The 23,232-nt window shown below is 37.8% G+C and carries 23 protein-coding genes; 9 read left to right on the forward strand and 14 right to left on the reverse strand.

Annotation, left to right across the window (positions count from 1 at the left end):
* Window positions 1-34: 34 nt before the first annotated feature.
* The 4 genes from HJG58_RS01290 to HJG58_RS01305 all read left to right on the forward strand — a co-directional run bounded on the left by HJG58_RS01290 (window position 35) and on the right by HJG58_RS01305 (window position 5,776).
* Window positions 35-976, forward strand: coding sequence for an RsiV family protein (locus HJG58_RS01290; RefSeq protein ID WP_170247657.1), 942 nt, complete (start codon window positions 35-37; stop codon window positions 974-976).
* Window positions 976-1,788 (forward strand): TatD family hydrolase, encoded by an 813-nt coding sequence (locus tag HJG58_RS01295; RefSeq protein WP_170247658.1) that lies wholly within the window; start codon window positions 976-978, stop codon window positions 1,786-1,788. Before HJG58_RS01290 ends, HJG58_RS01295 begins: the two co-directional genes overlap by 1 nt.
* A gap of 124 nt (window positions 1,789-1,912) precedes the next feature.
* Complete coding sequence (gene acnA, locus HJG58_RS01300; RefSeq protein WP_170247659.1) at window positions 1,913-4,669, forward strand: aconitate hydratase AcnA; 2,757 nt, start codon at window positions 1,913-1,915, stop codon at window positions 4,667-4,669.
* A gap of 345 nt (window positions 4,670-5,014) precedes the next feature.
* Window positions 5,015-5,776: a tRNA threonylcarbamoyladenosine dehydratase gene (locus HJG58_RS01305; RefSeq protein WP_002117228.1), complete on the forward strand. Its 762-nt coding sequence runs from the start codon at window positions 5,015-5,017 to the stop codon at window positions 5,774-5,776.
* A gap of 65 nt (window positions 5,777-5,841) precedes the next feature.
* Here HJG58_RS01305 and HJG58_RS01310 read toward each other — a convergent pair whose 3' ends face one another.
* Entirely contained in the window at window positions 5,842-5,964 is a 123-nt protein-coding gene (locus HJG58_RS01310; protein WP_086265015.1) for a hypothetical protein, read from the reverse strand.
* 96 nt (window positions 5,965-6,060) lie between these two features.
* Here HJG58_RS01310 and HJG58_RS01315 point away from each other — a divergent pair, with 96 nt between their 5' ends.
* Complete coding sequence (locus tag HJG58_RS01315; protein ID WP_170247660.1) at window positions 6,061-6,960, forward strand: LysR family transcriptional regulator; 900 nt, start codon at window positions 6,061-6,063, stop codon at window positions 6,958-6,960.
* Between the two features lie 31 nt (window positions 6,961-6,991).
* Here the strand turns inward: HJG58_RS01315 and HJG58_RS01320 are convergent, their stop codons facing one another.
* From HJG58_RS01320 to dusA, 3 genes are all read right to left on the reverse strand, one after another.
* Window positions 6,992-7,387, reverse strand: a complete 396-nt coding sequence (locus HJG58_RS01320) for a hypothetical protein (protein WP_170247706.1) — start codon at window positions 7,385-7,387, stop codon at window positions 6,992-6,994.
* A gap of 180 nt (window positions 7,388-7,567) precedes the next feature.
* Window positions 7,568-8,077: a hypothetical protein gene (locus tag HJG58_RS01325; RefSeq protein ID WP_170247661.1), complete on the reverse strand. Its 510-nt coding sequence runs from the start codon at window positions 8,075-8,077 to the stop codon at window positions 7,568-7,570.
* A 335-nt stretch (window positions 8,078-8,412) separates the two neighbouring features.
* Entirely contained in the window at window positions 8,413-9,450 is a 1,038-nt protein-coding gene (gene dusA, locus HJG58_RS01330) for a tRNA dihydrouridine(20/20a) synthase DusA (RefSeq protein WP_170247662.1), read from the reverse strand.
* A 632-nt stretch (window positions 9,451-10,082) separates the two neighbouring features.
* Here dusA and HJG58_RS01335 point away from each other — a divergent pair.
* Window positions 10,083-10,484: a hypothetical protein gene (locus HJG58_RS01335; protein ID WP_170247663.1), complete on the forward strand. Its 402-nt coding sequence runs from the start codon at window positions 10,083-10,085 to the stop codon at window positions 10,482-10,484.
* Between the two features lie 5 nt (window positions 10,485-10,489).
* On the opposite strand, the gene ptuB is transcribed toward HJG58_RS01335, so the two are convergent.
* From ptuB to HJG58_RS01365, 6 genes are all read right to left on the reverse strand, one after another.
* A complete protein-coding gene (ptuB, locus tag HJG58_RS01340) occupies window positions 10,490-11,149 on the reverse strand; it encodes a retron Ec78 anti-phage system effector HNH endonuclease PtuB (protein WP_170247664.1) in 660 nt (219 codons plus the stop codon).
* Between the two features lie 4 nt (window positions 11,150-11,153).
* Entirely contained in the window at window positions 11,154-12,761 is a 1,608-nt protein-coding gene (gene ptuA, locus HJG58_RS01345) for a retron Ec78 anti-phage system effector ATPase PtuA (RefSeq protein WP_170247665.1), read from the reverse strand.
* Window positions 12,758-13,696: a retron St85 family RNA-directed DNA polymerase gene (locus tag HJG58_RS01350; protein ID WP_038405439.1), complete on the reverse strand. Its 939-nt coding sequence runs from the start codon at window positions 13,694-13,696 to the stop codon at window positions 12,758-12,760. Before HJG58_RS01350 ends, ptuA begins: the two co-directional genes overlap by 4 nt.
* Before the next feature lie 510 nt (window positions 13,697-14,206).
* The gene (locus HJG58_RS01355; RefSeq protein ID WP_170247666.1) at window positions 14,207-15,397 is read right to left on the reverse strand and encodes an MFS transporter; all 1,191 of its coding nucleotides are present in this window, start codon (window positions 15,395-15,397) and stop codon (window positions 14,207-14,209) included.
* A 15-nt stretch (window positions 15,398-15,412) separates the two neighbouring features.
* Window positions 15,413-15,823 carry a RidA family protein gene (locus HJG58_RS01360; protein ID WP_170247667.1) on the reverse strand — a complete coding sequence of 137 codons (411 nt, stop codon included), beginning with the start codon at window positions 15,821-15,823 and terminating at the stop codon, window positions 15,413-15,415.
* A 68-nt stretch (window positions 15,824-15,891) separates the two neighbouring features.
* The gene (locus HJG58_RS01365; RefSeq protein WP_170247668.1) at window positions 15,892-16,818 is read right to left on the reverse strand and encodes a DMT family transporter; all 927 of its coding nucleotides are present in this window, start codon (window positions 16,816-16,818) and stop codon (window positions 15,892-15,894) included.
* A 240-nt stretch (window positions 16,819-17,058) separates the two neighbouring features.
* Here HJG58_RS01365 and HJG58_RS01370 point away from each other — a divergent pair, with 240 nt between their 5' ends.
* The 3 genes from HJG58_RS01370 to HJG58_RS01380 are packed head-to-tail and all read left to right on the forward strand — an operon-like array spanning window position 17,059 to window position 19,979.
* On the forward strand, window positions 17,059-18,186 hold the full coding sequence (locus HJG58_RS01370; protein WP_032052909.1) for a Re/Si-specific NAD(P)(+) transhydrogenase subunit alpha: 1,128 nt from the start codon (window positions 17,059-17,061) through the stop codon (window positions 18,184-18,186).
* Window positions 18,187-18,197: 11 nt separating this feature from the next.
* Window positions 18,198-18,512 carry a proton-translocating transhydrogenase family protein gene (locus HJG58_RS01375; RefSeq protein WP_000230434.1) on the forward strand — a complete coding sequence of 105 codons (315 nt, stop codon included), beginning with the start codon at window positions 18,198-18,200 and terminating at the stop codon, window positions 18,510-18,512.
* 12 nt (window positions 18,513-18,524) lie between these two features.
* Entirely contained in the window at window positions 18,525-19,979 is a 1,455-nt protein-coding gene (locus HJG58_RS01380) for an NAD(P)(+) transhydrogenase (Re/Si-specific) subunit beta (protein WP_170247669.1), read from the forward strand.
* Window positions 19,980-20,033: 54 nt separating this feature from the next.
* On the opposite strand, the gene HJG58_RS01385 is transcribed toward HJG58_RS01380, so the two are convergent.
* From HJG58_RS01385 to HJG58_RS01400, 4 genes are all read right to left on the reverse strand, one after another.
* Window positions 20,034-20,855: an SDR family NAD(P)-dependent oxidoreductase gene (locus tag HJG58_RS01385; RefSeq protein ID WP_170247670.1), complete on the reverse strand. Its 822-nt coding sequence runs from the start codon at window positions 20,853-20,855 to the stop codon at window positions 20,034-20,036.
* A gap of 208 nt (window positions 20,856-21,063) precedes the next feature.
* Complete coding sequence (gene rsfS / locus HJG58_RS01390) at window positions 21,064-21,465, reverse strand: ribosome silencing factor (RefSeq protein WP_001047580.1); 402 nt, start codon at window positions 21,463-21,465, stop codon at window positions 21,064-21,066.
* 81 nt (window positions 21,466-21,546) lie between these two features.
* Complete coding sequence (locus HJG58_RS01395) at window positions 21,547-22,341, reverse strand: hydroxypyruvate isomerase family protein (protein ID WP_033849301.1); 795 nt, start codon at window positions 22,339-22,341, stop codon at window positions 21,547-21,549.
* A gap of 16 nt (window positions 22,342-22,357) precedes the next feature.
* Window positions 22,358-23,224 (reverse strand): NAD(P)-dependent oxidoreductase, encoded by an 867-nt coding sequence (locus HJG58_RS01400; RefSeq protein WP_170247671.1) that lies wholly within the window; start codon window positions 23,222-23,224, stop codon window positions 22,358-22,360.
* Between the last annotated feature and the right edge of the window lie 8 nt (window positions 23,225-23,232).

Consider the following 23,232-nt stretch of genomic DNA (forward strand, 5'->3'; position numbering starts at 1 on the left):
AGCGTAATCTCCTTAGAATAAAAGGCAAAATATGATGTTATCTTCTAAAGCTTCACTGCGATTAACTTTGCTTGCTTCTGCTATATTTTTGGCAGCATGCCAACCTAAAGCTGATCCTAAGGATTCTCAAGAGCAGCAGAAACCAGCAGTCGAGGAAAAAAAGCCAGTAGAGTTGACTTTGAAGGGTGAAACGATTCCTAGTAAGGTGGTTTTACCTGATTGTGATGGTAAAACCTGTCCAGAATTTACGGTAGCGCGCTTACAGAGTAATTTTCCTTTTATTGACAAAATTATAGATCAACAAATCTTAAATACATTAAATCAAATTTTAGAAATTGCTGAACCTGATGTTAAGAATACGCAAGCGGAACAAAAAGCAGAAGCTTCAGCGGCAGCGGGTGCAGAGCAAAAAAATAGCTTTGATACACAGGTGCAACGCTATGCAAATTCATTTATTGATCTAGATAATGAGTTAAAAGCTTTAAGTAGTAATCATCAGATTAATCTTTTAGTTAAACCTAAGATTTTGCAGGCTCAAGGTAGAGTTGTAACTGTAGTGCTTAATAGTAGTAGCTATTTAGGAGGGGCTCATGGCTCTGCTGCACAGCATTATTATAATTTTGATTTAAAAGAACAAAAGCAAATTAAGCTTGAAGATTTATTACGCCCTCAGCAAAAAGCAAGTTTAGAGAAGTTAGCTCATGAAGCCTTTAAGACATGGGTAACGGACTCTAAATTAGCTGATAATGTTGCTGACTATGAACAAGCATGGCCATTTAAATTATCTAATAACTTCTTGTTGAGTGAGCAAGGTTTAATCCTTCAATACGGTGAGTATGAAATTGGACCATATGTGGTTGGACTCCCTCGATTAGTCATTCCTTATGATCAATTGCAAGATGTGTTGAAAGAGGAATATTTGCCACAGCCTAAAGCTAAACCAGCTTCGGCACCAGTTGCAAAAAGTGCTGGCTAATGCATTTGTTTGATACTCATACCCATTTTGATGTTGCCGATTTTGATGAAGACCGGCAACAGTTAGCAGTCGACGCTAAAAAGGTGGGTGTAGATGCATTAGTCTTAATTGGGTTTGTGCAGTCACGTTTTGATGAGCTGGTGCAGACTCATCATCAGTTAAAAAGTTGGGAAAATGTGCCTGCTTCATATTTAGCACCAGGTTTACATCCGTTTTATATTGAACAGCATCAACCAGAGCATTTGACTCATCTTGAACAAATCTTGCAGCAAGAAAACTGCGTGGCTGTAGGTGAAATTGGCTTAGATACTTTCTTAAAAGAACATAAGCAGCCAGACGTATATGCAAAGCAAAAACAATATTTTGCAGATCAGTTAGAGCTTGCAACCCAATATCAAAAACCAGTGTTACTCCACATTCGAAAAGCGCATGGTGATGTGCTTGCTATATTAAAATCTCAAAAATTTAAATTGGGAGGCATTGCTCATGCATTTAGTGGTGGGGTAGAAGAGGCAAAGGGTCTTATTAAGCTTGGTTTTAAAATTGGTGTAACGGGGCAAATTACCAACCCAAATGCGAAAAAGCTTCATACTGTGGTAAATGCTATAGGTGCCGAGCACTTGGTGATTGAAACAGATTGCCCAGATATGACACCGCTTTGTTGTCAAACCTCAACTGAACAGCGTACTCGTAATACCCCTGTTAATTTGCCTTATGTTTTACAAAGTTTGGCCGAAAATTTAAACATGCCTGAGTCAGATTTAGCTGAGTTGCTGTGGAAAAACTCTCAATCTGCTTTGAAATTATCGTAATAAAAATCAAAGATTAGAAATAGTAACTAAAACAAAACACAGCGATTAGAAAAGAAGCTTAAAGTAAGAAAACAACATGTAAAAACGTGAAAAATAACATTGCCAGACATGGGAGGATAACCCAATGGCTAAGTATAGCAATATCAATAGTTTTAATGCTTTACAGACGCTAACAGTAGGTTCCAGCAATTATCAGATTTTTAGCTTAACCCAAGCCGAGAAAAAGCTAGGTGACATTGCCAGACTGCCGAAATCATTAAAAGTACTGTTGGAAAACTTATTACGGTTTGAAGATCAACATAGTGTTAAAACGGAACACATTCATGCTTTAGCTGAGTGGCTAAAAAACCGTAGTTCCGATCAAGAAATTCAATATCGACCTGCACGGGTTCTAATGCAAGATTTTACCGGTGTTCCCGCTGTAGTTGACTTGGCTGCAATGCGTGCTGCAATGGCACAAGCGGGTGGCGATCCTGAAAAAATTAATCCGTTATCACCTGTAGACTTAGTGATTGATCACTCGGTGATGGTGGATCATTTTGCTGATGATCAGGCTTTTGAAGAAAACGTTCAGATTGAAATGCAGCGTAATGGCGAGCGATATCAATTTTTGCGTTGGGGGCAATCTGCTTTTAATAACTTTAGTGTTGTACCGCCGGGTACGGGGATTTGTCATCAAGTCAATTTAGAATATTTGGCTCAAGCGGTGTGGCTAGGTGAAGATAATGGACAAACCTTTGCTTTCCCTGACACCTTAGTTGGTACGGACTCCCATACCACCATGATCAATGGTTTAGGTGTATTAGGTTGGGGTGTTGGCGGGATTGAGGCGGAAGCAGCTATGTTGGGCCAACCCATCTCTATGCTGATTCCTGAAGTCATTGGTTTTAAATTGACAGGAAAATTACCAGAAGGGATTACTGCAACTGACTTAGTGCTGACTATTACTCAAATGCTTCGTCAAAAAGGTGTCGTGGGTAAATTTGTAGAGTTCTATGGAGATGGCTTAGCCGATCTACCTCTTGCTGACCGTGCAACCATTGCCAACATGGCGCCAGAGTATGGTGCGACTTGTGGCTTCTTTCCGATTGATGAAGTGACATTGGGATATTTGAAATTAACTGGTCGTCAAAGTGATCGTATTGAACTGGTTGAAGCGTATAGCAAAGCACAAGGCTTATGGCGTAACCCTGGTGATGAACCTGTTTTTACAGATACTTTAAGTTTAGATATGAGCACGGTTCAGGCAAGTCTAGCTGGTCCAAAACGTCCACAGGACAAAGTTCTTTTATCTGATGTGCCGAAAACCTTTAATGCTTTAATGGAGTTAACGCTAAAACCGGCTAAAGAAGCTAAAGAGCGTTTAGAAAATGAAGGCGGTGGTGGCACAGCCGTAGAGGCAAAAAAAGCAAATATCCAGCATGAAAGTCCGTCATGTGTGATTGAAGGAAAAGAGTATCCATTAACTCATGGTGATGTTGTTATTTCAGCGATTACCTCTTGTACCAATACTTCTAACCCAAGTGTAATGCTAGCCGCAGGTTTACTTGCAAAAAAAGCGATTGAAAAAGGCTTGCAGCGTAAACCATGGGTGAAAAGTTCACTTGCACCAGGCTCGAAGGTGGTGACGGATTATTTGCTGGCTGCTGGGCTTACACCGTATTTAGATGAGTTGGGCTATAACTTGGTGGGATATGGTTGTACAACCTGTATTGGTAACTCAGGTCCACTACCCGAACCAGTTGAAGAAGCAATCCAATGCCATGATTTAAATGTTGCATCTGTACTTTCTGGTAATCGTAATTTTGAAGGACGCGTACACCCATTAGTTAAGACAAACTGGCTTGCTTCGCCACCTTTGGTAGTCGCTTATGGTCTTGTTGGTAATATTCGTACTGATTTAACTACGCAACCTATTGGGCAGGGTAAAGATGGACAACCTGTTTACTTAAAAGATATCTGGCCAAGTCAGGCTGAAATTGATGCTGTCTTACAGAAAGTAAGTACAGATATGTTCCATAAAGAATATGCGGCGGTCTTTGATGGTGATGAAAGCTGGCAAGCGATTCAGATTCCAAAAAGTAAAACCTATGAATGGGCTGATGATTCGACTTATATCCGCCACCCGCCATTCTTTGAGGGCATTGGCGAACCTCCAAAACCGATTAAGAATATTGAACAGGCACGTATCTTGGCAGTACTTGGTGATTCGGTAACAACTGACCATATTTCACCGGCAGGTAATATCAAAAAAGACAGTCCGGCTGGCCGATATTTGCAAGAGCAAGGTGTTGAACCAAAAGACTTTAACTCTTATGGTTCTCGACGCGGTAATCATGAAGTCATGATGCGAGGTACTTTTGCCAATATTCGTATTAAAAACGAGATGCTAGGTGGTGAAGAGGGTGGTAATACCATTCATGTGCCAAGTGGTGAAAAGCTTGCTATTTATGATGCAGCAATGCGTTATCAACAAGAACATACACCGCTTGTGATAATTGCTGGTAAAGAATATGGAACAGGATCTTCGCGTGACTGGGCTGCCAAAGGAACAAACTTATTAGGCGTGAAGGCTGTCATTGCCGAAAGTTTTGAGCGTATTCACCGTTCAAACTTGGTAGGTATGGGGGTGTTGCCCTTACAGTTTATTGATGGGCAAACTCGACAATCTCTTAACTTAACTGGTCATGAGGTAATATCAATTCGAGGTTTGTCGGATGGCATAGAGCCTCATCAAATTCTTGAAGTTGATGTAAAAGGAGCAAATGGGGTCGCTAGCCATTTTAATGTGTTATGTCGAATTGATACGTTAAATGAGGTTGAATACTTTAAGGCCGGTGGTATTTTGCATTATGTACTTCGAAATTTGATTGCTTCATAGATTGGCTAAGCTTGCACAGCCTTATAATGAATGTGAATAAGCTAATGTTGGGTATATAACTGTATCCTTACTTTTTAAGGATAATGAGCTGTGACTAAAACAGCGCAAGGCAAAAATCCTTTGTCGGGCTGATGGTATATCCTTATACCACAGCCCAACTGGGCGGCATCCGTGCCGCCTGTCACGTTAGTAAATGATGACTTCAGTCTTAAATAATGTAATTTATAATGACAGACTTACCGTGAGTTTAAATATCCCAATCCCAAGTTTTCTTTGATATGAAATACACTTTCTTCTGAAAAGCAGTAAAATACCTCCCGTGTTTTATATCCCCTCAGAGTAGCAATGACCGATATCCAACAAGATGAATATGACCGCCGTTTTGCAGGTGTAGCCAAAGTTTATGGTGATTCATCGTTCCAGCACTATGAAAAAAGTCATGTGATGGTGATTGGTATTGGTGGTGTCGGTAGTTGGGCAGTAGAAGCTTTAGCACGTACGGGTATTGGCGAAATTACATTGGTCGATATGGACGTGGTTGCAGCATCAAATGTAAACCGTCAGCTACCTGCAATGACCTCAACATTAGGCTGTGAAAAAGTTGAGATTATGGCAGAGCGTTGTCGCCAAATTAACCCACATATTAAAGTCAATATTATTGATGACTTCTTAACGCCTGAAAATGTCACAGAGCTTTTAAACCCTGTACCAGACATTGTTTTGGATTGCATCGATGACGTTAAAGCTAAACTGGCTTTAATGCTGCATTGTCGTTTTAATAAAATTCCTTTGATTGTTTCAGGTGGAGCAGGTGGTAAGCTCGATCCACTTAAAATTCGCGTGGCCGATCTATCAAAAACAGAGCAAGACCCAATGTTAGCGAAGCTACGTAGTCAACTTCGTGCTCGCGGCATCTGTAAAAAGCCAAAAGAGAAATTTGGTATTACGTGTATTTACTCAATCGATAATCCATTTTCCAGTGCAGATGTCTGCCCATCAGCTGGCCTACGTTGTGGTGGCTATGGTTCAGCGGTAGTAGTGACTTCAAGTTTTGCCATGATTGCTGTGGCTGAAGTTTTGAAAAAGCTTGATTTAAAGAAAGCCTAATTTAAATATTGAAATTGAAAAGGCATGTGCTTATGTGAGTGCATGCCTTTTATTTTTGAGAGAAACTAATCATACAGCTCTATGTTGTCTTGTTGGGGTTGTGTGGGTAGCTGCTGATCATAAAATTTAAAGCACCATAAAATTAGAACAACAACGGTGAAGATGGTGAGCCCTTTTAAATACTTCATGAATAATTCAATCAAGTGAATGGTCTTGATAAAATTCTAGCGAAGGCTATCTATCTAATCTAATATATAAAATAGACCTAATAATCTAATTTTGAGATGATTATGCTCACATTAAAACAATTCCAATATTTTATAAAAATTGTTGAAGAAGGGAGCTTTACCGCGGCTTCAGAGAAACTCTTTATTGCCCAATCGGCTTTAAGTCGGCAAATTAAACTATTAGAAGAAGAAATTGATTTTCAGTTATTTGATCGAGTTGATAAAAGAGCAAAACTCACATCAGCTGGTGAAGTCTTTTATAAAAAGATAAAAGATAATATGGCCTATTTAAATGAAATTATTGGTCTTTCTAAAAATATTGCAGAAGGAAAAAATCGCCAGATTAAAATCGCTCATTCGAGCAGCATTATTATGGACGATAAGAAAATTCAGATATTAAAAGAAATTAGCTTAGCCAAGCAGATAAATTTTGAGATAAATACTTTGTCATCTGAGCATCAAATTCTAGCTTTAATGAGTGGAGAAGTTGATATTGGTTTGATCAGACCACCAGTTCGACACACTTTAGATGAGATCAATATTGTTAAGCTATATGAAGAACCTTTAATGGTGGCTGTGCATGTTGATCATGCTAAGTTTGCAAATAAACAAGAGATTCAAGTCAAAGACTTAAAAGATGAGTATTTCGTTTCTACACCACATTCTAAGCGCGGAGGTTTGAGTTATTTAGTTTCAAACTTATGCATAGGAGCTGGCTTCTGGCCTAAAACAGCGATGATCCAATCACGTAAGCTAAGCCAATTACAGTTAGTCGCTGCAAATTTGGGTATTAGCATTGTTCCTCAAGAATTTGAACAAATATTACCTAAAAAAGTAAAATTGATTCCTCTAGAAAATAAAAATCTTTTATCTGAAGTGGTTTTAGCTTACAGAACAAACCAGAGTGATCTGATTCAACCTTATGTTGAGCATATCTACAATCTACTAAAAGTGTGAGAGGAGATATGTTTAACCTATGCTGAAACAATTATTGTGGTCCAGTGTGTTCACTAATAGTAAATGTATATTCAGTATCACCCTCTAACTGACGTTCCTGAGATAGGATGTCCATTTTGGGGCGCTTATCTTGGTAAAATTCCAAATTGATACAACCACTATTGTTAACCGCATAGCGAATATAGTAACGATCAGGCTCTAGAAAAAAAGTTGTTTCTTCAAATGAGCGAAGAGATAGTATTTTCTTCTTGTCGTGATAAATCACGGAAGGACAATCTAGTAGTCCATTTAAATATTGTTTTCGTATCACATGGATCCGAGCTTTAGGTGTGGTTTCTTTTAATAAATATTGAGGTTCATAAATCCGTTTCCCGGGTACTTTTTTAAAAACCTCTATAATGTTTGTATCGGAGGCGGCATAAGTCATGCTAAACGATGTCAGTAAGTAAAAGCTCAGCAGTATTCTTTTCATAAAGTTCCATCATTATTTTTGATAAGTACAATATGAAAATAAAGCAAAAAAGAAGCCAAGCTGGATTTAAAATACTCGTTTGATCAGTTGTTTCAAACAATTAAAGCAATTGAATATCTCTAGTTTTTAGGTAGATTACCCTAGTCGATAATAAGTATAAGTTACGCTGTCATCTTTATAGACATCATAGCTATTTTGTTTGAAGTCAGAGACCCATTCACTTCCAGTGTACCCTGCGATGTGTCCATAAATGTGGTTGCGGGTTCTGTGAATGATATAAATGTCACCTTCTTGAGGTTCATCGAAGGCTGGATCAATTTGTTTATAGCCAATCTTTTTGAGAGTATCGCCCCAATCTGAAGCTGCGATTGGATGGTTTTTAACATTAGCACCAGCAGATTCGAGTGCAAGACGGATACTACGTGCGCATCTAGCTTTACTGCGTCTAGAAGTAACGCTTTCTAATTTTTCTACAAACTTTTCTACATCGATCGGTGGGTTGGTTGAAGTTTGAGTTTGATGATTATTAGGTTTCATGGTGAAAGGATAAGGTAGGCTGGGTGCGCTGTGCGATACAACAATGGCTGCCTGATTTGAATCCTGATACATATAATTATCAGCTACTTGTCCGTCATAAATAATCATCGTGAAATCTCTACCGTGCTACCCATATCCATATTAAAAAAATCACCACCTACCTGTGGCGTTCAGAGATACTAATAGACGTATCTTAAAAGTTTTGTTTATGTTATGTAATAACGTATCTTTTTTCCAGAGGTGCCTGCCTTGGAGCGAAAAGATACTTATCAAAAGAGGCGGTTAAAAATAGTGAAATTTAAATTATTGATATCATTGTAAATAAATAACTAATCAGAGCTTAAATTTGAATATTTTGTTCCAATATTTGCGAATATACTCAAAATCTAAGTCTCTGATTTAAAATGCCACATTTTCTTACAATTTAAGAAGTCGTCGCCAACTTAAACCTGCTGCTCTTTTACATATTCTTCAGTGCGAATCATGGCTGCTCGCATGTTTTGAATTGCATTTTCAACATCAGCTAAAGTCTTTGCATTTCCACCACTTAGTGCTTGGCGCCATTTACGAGCACCCGGTAAGTTTTGAAATAAACCTAAAATATGACGTGTAATGATTGAAAGGGGAGCACCTTCAGCCATACGTTGCTCAATATAAGGCAGCATTTGTTCCATAATATCGAAACGGTCTGGTGCTTCTAAGTTCCAAAGTTGGCCAAGCTCAGCAAGTAGATAAGGGTTGTGATAGGCTTCACGGCCAATCATGACGCCATCAACATGTTGTAAATGAGCTTGAGTTTCGGCAAACGTTTTAATACCGCCGTTAATTTCAATAGTCAGATGTGGGCGTTCTTGCTTTAAGCGATATACATCTTCGTAGCGTAAAGGAGGGACTTCTCGATTTTCTTTGGGAGACAAGCCTTTCAATATCGCAATACGGGCATGCACAATGAAATACGTACAACCTGTTGCAGCGACAGTATCTACGAAATGTAGCATTTCTTCGTAAGACTGCATGTCATCAATACCGATACGGTGCTTTACCGTTACGGGAATACTCACCGCCTTTTGCATGCTGTGAATGCATTCAGCAACCAAGTCTGGCTCTGCCATTAAACATGCACCGATTTTATTATTCTGTACCCGGTCACTTGGGCAGCCTACATTGAGGTTGACTTCATCGTAGCCCCAGTCTTCAGCCATTTTTGTGCAAGTGGCAAGCTCTTGAGGGTTTGAACCGCCAAGTTGCAATACGATCGGGTGTTCTTGAGCACTATAGTCTAAATGACGTTTTGCATCGCCAAATAAAATCGCGCCTGTAGTCACCATTTCGGTGTATAGCACAACGTTTGGGTTAAACAAGCGTGCAAAGAATCGGTAGTCCTTGGTAGTCCAGTCCATCATTGGGGCTACTGAAATACGAGGATTCATTGCTACACCGTTGTTTTCTTTTGTTTTCAAATCATTAGATACAATTTGCATGTTGCATTTTCTCTCATATTTCGTGATGTTTTAGCGAATTGGTGCACCAAAAATTTAATTATAAATAATGGTGCAATTTAATTGGGAGCGATAACTGAGCGTAAAAGATAAAAAGGGTACGAGTTTTCGTGCACAAGTTAGAATCAAGAAGCATAAAGATGCCACGCATTTTAGCGAGTCTAGATCTTTTAGTACACGGATTTTAGCGAAGCAATGGATCAGAAATCTTGAAGATGAAATGGAGATTAACCCTGATACAGTATTTAATCCTAAAAAAATTAGTAGTATGACTCTGAGTTAGGCTTTTGAAAATATTTCATAGAAGTCGAGGCCTTTGGTCGTTCTAAGAGGATGAGGATAAGCTTTCTTATAAACTAGTCTATTAGTCAGTTGAAATTGAAAAATCTTAAATGGGAACATTTTACAGAACATACGTTCTTACGCTGTAAAGGTTATCCTGAAGTAGGAGTTAAACCTATTGCAACCAGTACTGTGCACTTCAAGATTTACAATATATGAAAACGGTACTCTTACATGCCCATCTAGTTCGGCATGAATTGGGGAGCTAAAGCTAGCGATGATAAGGCTTAGAGACTTTAAGATTATTACAATCGAAGAAAAGAATTAGGTTGTTGACAAGAGAAGAACTCATTAATTTAACTGAGTATTTCTATAATCGTTGGTATTCTGGCAATATCTCTATACCATTACATTTAATCATGTGGTTATCTATTTATACTTGTAGACGAGAGGATGAAAGTACACGATTAAAATTAGAAAATTTGGATCAGGTTCATCAGGAATGGCTATTGGAAGATGTCAAACATCCTACGGATCAAGAAGGCAATGATAAGTATTTTCGAATTGATCAATTGGCTAACGGTGTTATTGAGCAATTTGAAAAAGATATTCAGGCTAATAATTTGGAAGAATATATGCCAATGTTGAGTTTATTACCTATGATTATTGATAGTAAAGAGGAGGAGGGGTATATACATATCTTAGAAGATTATTTAGATAAATATTGCATATAGGTATATTAATATTGGTTATATTGAAATAGGTGGATGAGTGCAGTACTAAAAGGTTGAGACGAAATTTCTTGTATTTTCTCATCAATTAAAACCTTAATAATTTCTAAGGCATTTTCATCACTTTCGATCAAACTATATATTTCATCGGCTTCTTTAATATATGGTTTTATAGCTGCCGATCTGCTATTTACTAATTTGCTATCTCCATTTAAGTTAAAGGCTGATAAAGTTAATTTGGCTTTTATTTTTTCATTTTTATTTAATCCTTCTTTAATTTCAATATTTCCATTTCTTAAAAAAATAAAATAATCATTAGGATCATCTAAATCAGGTTTTATAATTTTTCTTAAATCACCTTTAAACTTGTCATCTTTATATTTTCCACAACTATTTGGATTACAACATGAGCCGAAAATATTATCCCAAACAAAAGTCAGATGCTCATAACCATTAGTATTTCTTTGAAAAAAATGTTCTATATGTCTATGATGGGATAAATTACTTTCACAGTAAGCGCAATTTTCCGATTGAAGCGGTAAAAGAGAATCCCAAATTTCTTGATTTTCTGCTTTATTGCGAGATAAAACACCCCAATCATCCTGACCATATTTATATTTTTTTAAACAAGATGGCTCAGGAACTGAGTTTCGATCTAATTTTTTCATATAATTAGTCCATTTTTTTACTAGCAATTTTATTCTTTAATTCTTTTAATCGAATTAAACTTTTAATTTCTTGTATTTTTGGATGTTTCTCTCCATAGTGACTAGCTAATTCCGCCCCTAGTTCTTGAGCTTCTTGAGTTTCATAAATGTTCTGTTCAATTAGAGCTAAGTATTTATTGTATAAAGTATTTATTCTAATATCAGGGGTAGAGTGTGTCGACATTAGTTGTTCAAGAATATCAGAGCTACGAGTCCCTTCAGTTTGATAATTAGGCTCAATAATAGAGTCATTTTCTTCTAAAATTCTTATATGTTTTTTATCTATTGTAGATAAAATCTGAGGACTATGAGTAGAGACTATAAATTGAATATTTGGAAAAGTATTACGTAATGAAACTAGAATTCTCTGTTGCCATTTTGGATGTAAATGTAGTTCTAGCTCATCAATAAGAATTATACCTTGACCTTTTAATGGATTCTTAAGATTAGGGTTTAGTAATAACAGTCTAAGACATATGTCTCCAATCAATGAATAAGTAACTTTTTGACCGTGTGATAACTGTTTTGAGTTAACAATATTCCCATCTGATAAATGGAAATAAACTTGTGTTCGACCAGAAAAATTATTAAAAGATATATCTTTTATACCTAATAAATCATTTATTAAAGATTCTTTAATAGTCTCTACAAATTTTTTAAAATCTAACTCTGACTCTGAGTGAGATGAATCAAAGTTATTCTTAGATTTCAACTCATTTAGCTGTTTTTGTAAGAGGTTAATAATTTCTAAATCAGAGAAATTTATAGATTTTAATTGATCTAACTTATTTTTCAATGAATTTATTTCTTCTAAATCATTGTTTAGCTTTGATTTATTGTAAATAATACAAATAAGAGTAAAGAAATCATCTAACTTTAACTTTCCGTCCCAAGAATCTTTATAGGCATAATATCTATCTATAATTAAAGAATCTTTTAAAAGGGAGATTTTAGGGGAGTCTTTTAATCTCTCTACTGGATAATAACAAAATAATGGAAGATTAATTTTTTGAATATTATTTAAAGCTCTTAAAATATTCGCAAATTTCTTTAAATCATAAACATGACTATCTTTTTTTGCTGTTCTGCCTCTAACAGCTTTAGAAATATTTCCTGAAAATTCAGTTTTACCATATTTAAAATATGAATTAATTTCTGCATAGCTTGAAGAGTTATTATTTATATCGTCATAAGTTATAGGACGACCATTATCTCCTTCTTTTATCAATCCATTTCCAATCCAGCTTATAGTTTTAGTAATTGCTTCAATGATAGTAGATTTTCCGACACCATTTGAGCCAATTAAAACTGTAAGATCATTATCAAAATTTACTTCGATTGATCTAAATTTTCTAAAGTCATGAAGTTGAATCTTTTCTAAATGAATTTTATGGAAAGGCGATTCATCTTCTTTTATTGATGTTACATAAGACAAGCAATTTTTAAGTAGTTCTGATGAGAGATTTACTTTTTCTAAATCTATCAGACCTTCATTTTCAAGCAATTGAAATAAAGAAAATAATGATCCTTTATTGGGGTTTTTTTTCAGGTAATCTATAGATCTATTGCTCATGATTTTGTCTTCTCAAAAATTTCATCTATTACTTCAGCAGAGTATTTAGATTTTAAAGATAAAATAAAAGTAGGCTCTATACTATATGAAAAGCTCAATAAGCCTTTTAATTTGGATATATCTTCCAAGTCAATATTGGAGTTAATGTATTTGAATATTAGAGACTTAATATATCTTTTACGAGCTCGTCCTAATGATATTTTTTTATCATTAGTAATTGTTACACCTGTAACATGGCGATTATGAGCTTTTGATGAAAATTTGGTTTTTAGAGAGTTTAATCTCAATTGTCCATCATATACATCTAATAGTATAGAATTTATATATTTCGGAAAGTCGAACAGGACGCCCTTTGTATTTGTTGAAAAAGTTAGATCATCTGCATATCTTGTATAAGTGACCTTATGCTTTAAACATATTTCTTCTACAGCTTGATCAAATTCATACATACAAAAATTTGAGATAAATGGAGAACTAGGAGCACCGATACTTAAAATTAGTTTTTTAGAAGTTTTACTCGGGCGCCAAAACAAAAGGTTCTCAATATATGTTTTGTCTTGAGTAGGTACTTGAACATTTGTGTATGAGTCCCACATTTTCCAAAATACGGTAGTATTAATAGAATTAAAAAAGTTTTCAAAATCTAACTTCAGGAAATATTTATTTTTACAATGACTTAAAGCATTGTGTTTAATACTTTTACCTTTTATATAAGCGGCAGCACTATTGTGTATAGGTAGTTCATTTTCTAAAAATTTAATAGTGATTCTCTGAAGATTTTTTAATTCAGGAATAGGTTGTGCAATCGTCCTAAAGCCATATGTTCTTTTGGGTATATGATAAATTTTATATTTGCGAGGAGCATTTTCAAGAAACTCAAGCAAATCTTTTCTACTATAAGAAGTATTTGAAATTAAGTGCTCTAAAATACTCATATATTGTCCCATTGATATGAAAAGATCGGGTAACCCCGATCTTTTAACTCTTTACTAAGGAGGCGGAACAACAGCATCCTAAATGAGGCTACGCAATTTAGGATGCTGTTGTTTCGCAACCTAAAGTGTACGCAATAAATTAGAGTCTGGCTTAGCACCCGACTTGACTAGTAAAAGTCAAAAGCTAAAGAGTATTAACATTTTATACTAATCTGGAGAGTTAGCTCAATCTAAATGGTACATAATTTTATTTGCACCAATCTTACATCTTTTTCATTTAATTTTTAAGCAATTGATATTTAAATAATTGTCCAGTCCATCATAGGCGCGACAGAAATACGAGGTTGTAACGATTGAAGTGATTGCATAGCCAATAGACCCAAAAGTCGCTAAATTAATGAAAGGGCAGCATTATACGGGGTTTAGCCCTGAATCGACAGTGGCATTTAACCGCATAATTTATAACCGCCCTTGTGCTGAATGTAGAAAGATGATTTTTAACAAGTTAGGTTATGAGTGGGCCATTTGCTTTTTTTGTAAGAAAGCATCAATCACACTAAATAAAATACAAAATACAACGAGCCCCACACCTGCAAGGCAGGTCATGGTCCATCCACCATGATTCCAAGCAAAAATTCCTAATGCTGAACCAGCTGCGCCGCCAATAAAATAAGTGGTCATATAAATAGCATTAATACGTGATTTAGCATCTGGACGTAAACGGAAAATAATGCTCTGGTTGCTGGTGTGAACGAGTGCGAGTGCTAATTGAATTAAAGCAAATCCAATAATATAAGTAGAAAGTAGAGTTTGTCCGAAGTAGAAACAAATCCAACTTATCAAGAACAATCCACAACCCATCCATGTAAGTAATCTTGTGTAGCCTTGATCGGCATATTTACCAATATAGCGTGTTGATAATGCCCCAAAGATACCGACTAGAGGTACTAGTCCGATAAATAGATCTGGTAAATGGTGTGCTGAGGTGAGAAGTAATGCGATGGTTGAATACAAGGTACTTACTGCTGCAAAGGCAAAAGCACCTGTAAGTGCTCTTAATAAGAGTCTTTTTTCTTGCTTTAAAAGCTGAGCCATGGAAACAAAGATTTGCCCATAGTTCATTTTCATACGCAAGACATAAGGCAAGCGACTTTTTAAAGTAAATGCCAACAGAAGCATTAATACGCCGCTTACGACATACACTATTTTCCAGTGGAAAAGGTTGGAAAATAATCCAGCTAGACTAGTAGAGAGTAAAATCCCGACTAATAAGCCGCTCATTAAAAAACCAATGATCTCGCCAGTTTTTTCCGGTTTTACTGTCATGGTTGCAAGTGGAATGAGGACTTGGGCGGCAACGGAAAACAATCCCGCTAAAATTGTACCGATCCACAACATGGGTAAGTTCACGGCAAAAGCAGATGTAAATAGGCCAACTGCGCAAAGCACCATCAAAAACGGAATAGCTTTGGCTTTATTAACGATGTCACCCATTGGGACAATAAATAGTAAACCGAGGGCATAAGACACTTGAGCAAATGTCACTGTTAAAGCAGCTTGTGCCTGAGTTACAGCAAACTCTTGCTGAATGGAGTGAATCAGCGGCTGACAATAATAATTCACACCTGCACATAAACCGCATGCTGCTGCCATCAACCAAAGCAAAGGTTTATTTTGACTGATATCTTCAGGGGTAGACATGACGTTCTCTCAGTTTTATTGGGTGTATGCCGTTGCTTCAACTTCAATAAGCATGTGTTCTAGCGCAAGGCGCGGCACAGGAATAAGTGTACAGGCAGGAAAAGGATGATTTTTCCATAAATTTTGCATAATTTTAATCAAAATTTGATGTTTTTCGACCGAGTGGTCAACAACTAAAACTCTCAATACAGCAATATTGCTAAGCTCTGCATTGGCTGCTTTTAAAGCATGTTGAATATTATCAAAAACTTGGTTCGCTTGTTCTTCAAAATTTGGGCTTAATTCACCTTGAGAATTTTCGCCTCCTTGACCTGCTACATGAATAATATTCTTAAAGCTTTCCACTATAGCAACATGACTATAAGCGTTAGGAGTTGGGTTATATAAAGTTGATGGATTTATGATTTTAAAAGTTTCTTGACTCATTGGAACTCAACCGTTCATTAAAATTTAGATGAGTATCCAACCTCAACTTAAGTTGAGGTCAAGAGAATTTAATGTTTTAGTCTTTTCTTTCTGAGTGTAATCATCATGACACCGACAATATTGAGAAGGCAGCCGACCCATTGCCACATATTGAGATGTTCATTTAAAAAAGCAACGGCAAGCAAAATCGTTAAAACTGGTCCAATTGAAGCAATCATTGCAGATTGAGAGGCACCTAATCGTTCAATGCTTTGCATGAGCATAACGGTGGGTAGCACGGTAACTAAAAAGCCTAAGCCAATGCCATACCAAATTACACTAGAGGGAAGTTGTAATAGAAGTTGAATTGGATGAGGTGTGCTTAATGCGTAATGAGTTAATGTGCCGATACAAGCTACGGTTAAGGCCAACCCTGTGAAATTCCAAGAGCCAAATTTCTTAATGAGAGGTGGCGTCAGTAACAAATATCCGGCGAAAGCCACGGCACTTGCAAATACGAAACTTGTTCCTAACCAGAAGTTGCCCTGAATTGGTGCGTTGTTGTGCTCCTGAAGCATAACCAGTACCGTTCCACCATAACTAAGAAAAATGGCAAATAAACTTTTTGCATCTAATTTTTGTTTATATAGGAAGCTTGAGACAATGACTGTGAGTGTGGGATATAAAAATAGAATAATTCGTTCGAGTGAAGCACTAATAAACATCAGACCCATAAAATCGAGCCAGCTGGCAAAGTAGTAGCCTAATAGACCAGCAAAAATTAAAATTAGCCAATCCTTCTTTTTTATGCCCTGATTATGATGCCTGTTAAACCAGCAAATTAATAGAAAGAACGGTAAAGCGCTTAACATGCGTAAAGCCATCAGGACTGTGGCGTCTACTAATGGAGAAAGGGCATAAGTCTGTTTAATGAAGATTGCTTTTGTACTGAATAGAAAAGCAGAGCAAAGCGCAAAAAAAGACCCGATTTGAAACGAAGATAAAGAAATTTTCATATACAAGACTGTATAAGAGAGACTGTTGTCTGCAAAAAAAAGAAAAAGCTTCCTATGTTACACCTCAAATCAAATATCGTGAATCATCAGTTCAAAATATGGGTATTTATTAAATAAATATTGGGTGGTATTTTAAAAAAGTTCAATTAGAATCCAAATTCTGTACAAAGAATACACATGGGGGAAACATTGCAGCTTAGCAATGTTTTTGACAATGAGAAATTAGCTTGAGGAACGCTCATGCAGATCGGAATCCCAACCGAAACTGTCGTCGGTGAAAATCGTGTAGCTGCTACGCCAGAGACAGTAAAGAAGTTGATTAGCGCTGGTCATAGCGTTGTGATTGAACGTGGTGCTGGTGTAAAGGCTGCGTACATTGACAGTGCTTATGAACAGGTCGGTGCAACCATTACGGATGATGCCTATACGGGTAGTCAAATTATTTTGAAAGTTCGTGCACCACAGGGCGCGGAAATTCAGAAACTTGCAGCAAATACCGCTGTTGTAGCAATGTTTGATCCTTATCGTAACACCGAGCTAGATCAGTTTGCGAATCAACAAGTGTCTGCTTTTGCTTTAGAACTGCTTCCTCGTACGCTTTCTCGTGCACAAAACATGGATGTGTTGTCTTCTCAAGCAAACTTAGCTGGTTATAAGTCGGTTTTACTTGCTGCTGCTGAATATCAACGCATGTTCCCAATGCTTATGACTGCTGCGGGTACTGTAAAGCCTGCGCGTGTTGTAATCATGGGTGTTGGGGTTGCTGGTCTTCAGGCGATTGCAACTGCAAAACGTTTAGGTGCAATTGTTGAAGCAACTGATTTACGTCCTACAGCAAAAGATCAAGTTGAGTCTTTAGGTGGTAAGTGGTTAGACGTACCAATGTCTGAAGAAGAGCAACAACGTGCAGCGGATGCCGCTAAAAATGGTTATGGATGGATGCCAGGTGAGCAATACATCAAAGACCAAGCTGCAATTGTAGATAAAGCTGTTTCTAATGCTGACATCGTGATTACTACTGCATTGTTACCAGGTCGTGATGCACCACGTTTAATTAAAGCTGAAACTGTTGCCAAGATGAAACCGGGCTCTGTCATTTTAGATATGGCTGTTGAAACTGGTGGTAACGTTGAAGGCTCTAAGGTTGGTGAGACTGTGTTTACAGAAAATGGCGTGAAAATTTTGGGTGTTCCAAATATTCCCGCAACTGTAGCAACAGAAGCTTCTGCATTGTATGCGCGTAACGTTTTTAATTTCGTAGAGACCCTATTCGACAAAGAGAAAAACTTTGCGATTAATCAGGAAGACGAAATCCAAAAAGCCCTATTGGTCACTCATGGCGGTCAAGTACTGCTTAAGCGTGGTTAAGGAGATTTCTCATGGTTGAAACTATTACAATTTTCGTCCTTGCCATCTTCGTAGGTTATTACGTGGTTTGGGGTGTTACGCCAGCTTTGCATACACCACTTATGGCAGTAACCAATGCGTTGTCATCTATTATTGTGGTAGGTGCAATGTTGCAAACTGTAGGTCTGCCAGTTTTAGGTGTAGATGCTAACGTTGCATTTCAAAGTGTGAATGTGGTGAGCGTACTTGGTGCGATTGCAGTATTTTTGGCAAGCATTAATATTTTCGGTGGCTTTGCAGTAACTGCACGCATGCTGGAAATGTTCAAGCCTAAGCAAAAGAAATAAGAGGGCTTTGACATGGAATTTATTCAAGTAAATGCAAACTGGTTGTACCTTGTTGGTGCAATCCTCTTTATCTTGACGCTTCGTGGTTTGTCTGGTCCTAAAACAGCAATTCAAGGTAACCGTTACGGTATGATCGCGATGGCGATTGCAGTTGTAACGACTTTCTTTGTTGCGAATAACCCAGTCATTTGGATGATCGTTGGTGCAATGGTGTTAGGCGCAATCGTGGGTATCGCACGTGCACGTACAGTACCAATGACTCAAATGCCAGAAACTGTTGCGCTTATGCACTCATTGGTGGGTTTGGCTGCGGTATTAATTGCGATTGCTGCAATTTTACATAACAACCAATTAACTGCATTGTTTGCTCAAAATGAGGCGGCTTTGACTGCAGCTGGCGTACAACATGCACACATGAGTAAGGTTCACTTATTTGAATTGTTTGTTGGTTGTTTCGTTGGTGCGATTACCTTTACTGCATCTGTGTTTGCGTATGGTAAATTGGCTGCGAAAAAATGGGCTAAAACAATTTCTGGTGCATGGGTTAAACCTGTTCAAGCACTTATCTTTGTTGCGATGTTGGCTTGTGGTTTCTACTTCTTTACAACTGGCAACATGACTGCTTTCTGGGCAATGACAGCACTTGCACTTGCATTTGGTTGGGTTTGGATTGCGCCAGTGGGTGGTGGTGATATGCCTGTAGTGGTATCACTTCTTAACTCATTCTCTGGTTGGGCAGCAGCAGGTATTGGTTTTACACTTGAAAACAACATGTTGATCGTTGCTGGTTCGCTTGTAGGTTCATCTGGTGCGATTCTGTCGTACATCATGTGTAAAGCAATGAACCGTTCGATCATCAATGTATTGTTTGGTGGGGCAATGGGTGGTGCAGCAGTTGCATCTGCAGATAAAGGTGAACAAGTTCAACGTAACTACCGTTCAGGTTCTGCTGATGATGCTGGTTTCTTGATGTCAAATGCGGACAGCGTTGTGATTGTACCGGGTTATGGTATGGCGCAAGGTCGTGCTCAAAATGCGGTAAAAGAGTTGTGTGAACTTTTGAAAGAACAGGGTGTAACGGTTCGCTTTGCAATCCATCCGGTTGCAGGTCGTATGCCTGGTCATATGAACGTACTACTTGCTGAAGCGGACGTGGCATATGAAGACATTTTGGAAATGGATGAGATCAACTCAGACTTCCCTGCAACTGACGTAGTACTTGTAATTGGTGCAAACGACGTTGTAAACCCAGCTGCGAAAGATGATCCAAGCTCACCGATTTATGGTATGCCAATTCTTGAAGCTCATAAAGCACGTACAATTATGGTAATTAAGCGTTCTATGGCAACAGGTTATGCTGGTCTAGACAACGACTTGTTCTATAACGAAAAAACAATGATGATCTTTGGTGATGCCAAGAAAGTTGTTGAAGATATGACAAAAGCAATTAACGGTACAGGCCACTAAGTTGCTTTAAAATAAAAAACCACCTTCGGGTGGTTTTTTATTTGGGCTGTTTTTTTAAAGAAATTTTTCTACAAGGTCCATAGATTGTTGATAGAGGTCACGTGCAAGTTGCCGATTTTTAGCATGTGATGATTTCCAGTCTGGCATATGTGCGCTGACATATTCGCCATTACGGTTCTGCCATGCCTCAGAAGTTGCCATTTCTGTAATGAGGTTTGCTGGAACTGAGGTTGGGACTAGGCCTAATTTCATCGCCGCATAGACAGGTTTGGGTAAGTCGCGATAAATATCAGAAGCGACACCGCCTGGATGTAGTGCGTTATTGGTAATTGAACTTCCGGCTAACTGTTCTGCTAATGCATTGCTGAATAGTAAATTCGCAAGCTTTGATTGACCATAATAGAACAGGGGATTGTAAAAACCTTCTGCGCGAAATTTATTGGATTTAATTGAGCCAACCCAATGAGCAATAGACGCAAGATGAATAATGCGCGCTTTAGGAGACTGTTGTAAAACTGGAAGTAGTTTTTGAGTTAATAAAAAATGGCCTAAATAATTAACCCCAAATTGTTGTTCAAAGCCTTCATGGGTCAGTTGTTTTGTTTTGGCAAATAAACCTGCGTTATTAATGAGTACGTCAAGGTTGCCATATTTATCTGCAATTTCATCGGCAGCTTTTCTAGTTAATTCAAGACTATTTAAGTCGAGAGAAACGACATCGACTTGTCCTTGGTTAAGTGAGCGTAGTTTGTTTTGTGCCTCTTGCGCTTTTTGAGGATTTCGACATGCCAAAATCACATGTTGCCCTTGTTTAACAAGTTGTTCTGCTGTCGCGAAACCTATGCCCGTATTAGCACCTGTAATTAATATCTTCACTTTCTGTACTCCGGTTATGCTATTTATTGGTGGGGACTTCAAGAATTTGTATAGTGCTGCAAATTTGACAATTTGTCATGTCAAAATTGGTTGTAAGTGATGATTGGTGCTTTGGGGATAGGGTCTGCGTATTTGAATGTCATTAAAATTGATGTTAGATAAATAAAAAAAGCGGCTCAAAAGAGCCGCTTTTTTTAAAAGCAAAATTTTAAGCAACCGACTCTGGAGCGGTACGCCATAAGCTTTCTAAATCATAGAATTTACGAGCTGTTGGTAGCATTACGTGTACTACAACAAAGCCGAGATCAATCAAGATCCATTCTGCATCTCGTTCACCTTCAACGCCAATCGGGCGGAAACCGGCTTTTCGAGCTTCTTCTGCAACATTGTCAGCAAGTGCTTTGACATGGCGAGTAGAAGTACCACTTGCAATTACAATAGCATCAGCGACATTGCTAATTGAGCTAACATCTAACTGGAGAATATCTTTTGCTTTTACATCAACTAAAGCGTCGTGGACGACTTTGAGACAAGCTTGTACGTCTTTATTTGAGGTGTTCATTGCGAAATCGTGAGAATTAGACACGCTGGGCGATGGTTCTAAATTCATATAGGGTATATTTTCCTGACAATTACTCACTATCTAATATAGTGGTTTTCTCACTAAATTTCAAACAGAAGTCGTAACAGTTTATATATTTACATCATCTGAAAAGTATTTTTTCTTCCATGTAAACGACTGATTTGAAGCATTTTCAGGTTTATATTCTGCTGCAATGTAGTTCTGATATGAACTTTGCTTTAACCAAGAAAAAATTTGTTCATAAGGAATTTGAGCTGTATCAGGCTCATGGCGGCCCGGGCAGTCTGCAAATTGAATATGACCAATTAAGTTAATATTTTCTTGTAAACCCTCAAGTACATCTTCACCCATCATGGCCATGTGATAGCAGTCATATTGCATTTTGAGAGCAGGGTGATTGACTGCTTCTAGCATTTCTTGTCCCTGTGCAATATTCTGCACCAAAAAGCGAGGCATATCCGTGCCATTAATCATTTCGAAAACAGGCTCTATACCATGTTCACTTAATAAGTTGCAGGCATGTTTTAAATTGGCTGCTAACGTTTTTAAACAAGGAAGTAAGTCAGCATCTAGCGGTTGTTTACCTGCTAAAATATTAACACGAGGAACTTTTAAAGCAGTGGCATAGCTAATGGCCAATTCTAAGGCTTCATGAAAAGCTATCTCTTGGCCGGGAATGCCTGCTAAACCGTTTCCGCCTTGCATAAGATCACCAGCAGGAACATTGATTAGACAGAGATTGAGGTTGTAACGTTCAAGTTGGTCTTGAATCTCAGAAATGGTAAGTTCGTATGGGAATTGGATTTCTACATGTTCAAAGCCCTCTGCATGGGCTAATGCGAAGCGTTCAATTAAAGAAACTTCGGTAAAAATCATGGATAAGTTAACGGCAAGACGACCCATACACAAACTCCGTTTATTATTGCTCTACTACTTGAATCATAGTAGCTAAATCTTTCTCAGCAAAGCCATTTTTTTGGTGAGTTTGTAGCTGTAATAGAGCTTTTTGTGCAACAGGGATATCTAAATTAACATTGTTAGCCAATGTTACCGCGTTGTTAAGATCTTTAGATAATGTTTGAACTTTCCACTGAACAGGCTCGAATGTATGAGTTGCCATGCGTGGTGCAAGTATTTGAAATGGCTTTGAGTCGGCAAATCCACCAGCTAGAGCTGGAGCAAGTAATGTGGTGTCTACACCAGCTCGGTCTGCTAGTGCTACAGCTTCAGCGATAAGAGCACTATTTGCTGCCACAATGAGTTGATTACAAATTTTAGTGGCTTGACCCGTACCTATATCACCCATTCGTGTTACACGTTGAGATAAGACATTAAAAATGGGAGCTAATTCCGTAATCGTTTGAGCATCACCACCTGCAAAAATAACAAGTGTGCCTTGTTCTGCACCAGCTGTCCCACCTGATACGGGTGAATCAATCCATATAACGTCATGCGCAGCAGCAGCTTGAGCAAGCGTTTTTGTTGCAGTAACAGATAAGCTTGAGAAATCAACAATTACCTGTTTAGCTTTTAAATTAGGCTGAATTTGTTCAAATACTACTTCTACTGCTTTGTCATCTGCTAGGCAGGTTAAAATAATTGGATACTCACCAATATCTGAAAGCTCTAAAGGCTGTGCGCCGATATCAATCAGTTCTTCACATGCAGAAGGGGTTCGATTCCAAACCGCAACTTGAAAACCAGCCTGAATAAGACGGGTTGCCATGCGGCTCCCCATCAGCCCTATACCTAAAAAAGCAATAGGGGTATTACGATCAAAATTCATAATCTAAG

The sequence above is a fragment of the Acinetobacter geminorum genome, from assembly GCF_013009345.1.
Taxonomy (GTDB): domain Bacteria; phylum Pseudomonadota; class Gammaproteobacteria; order Pseudomonadales; family Moraxellaceae; genus Acinetobacter; species Acinetobacter geminorum.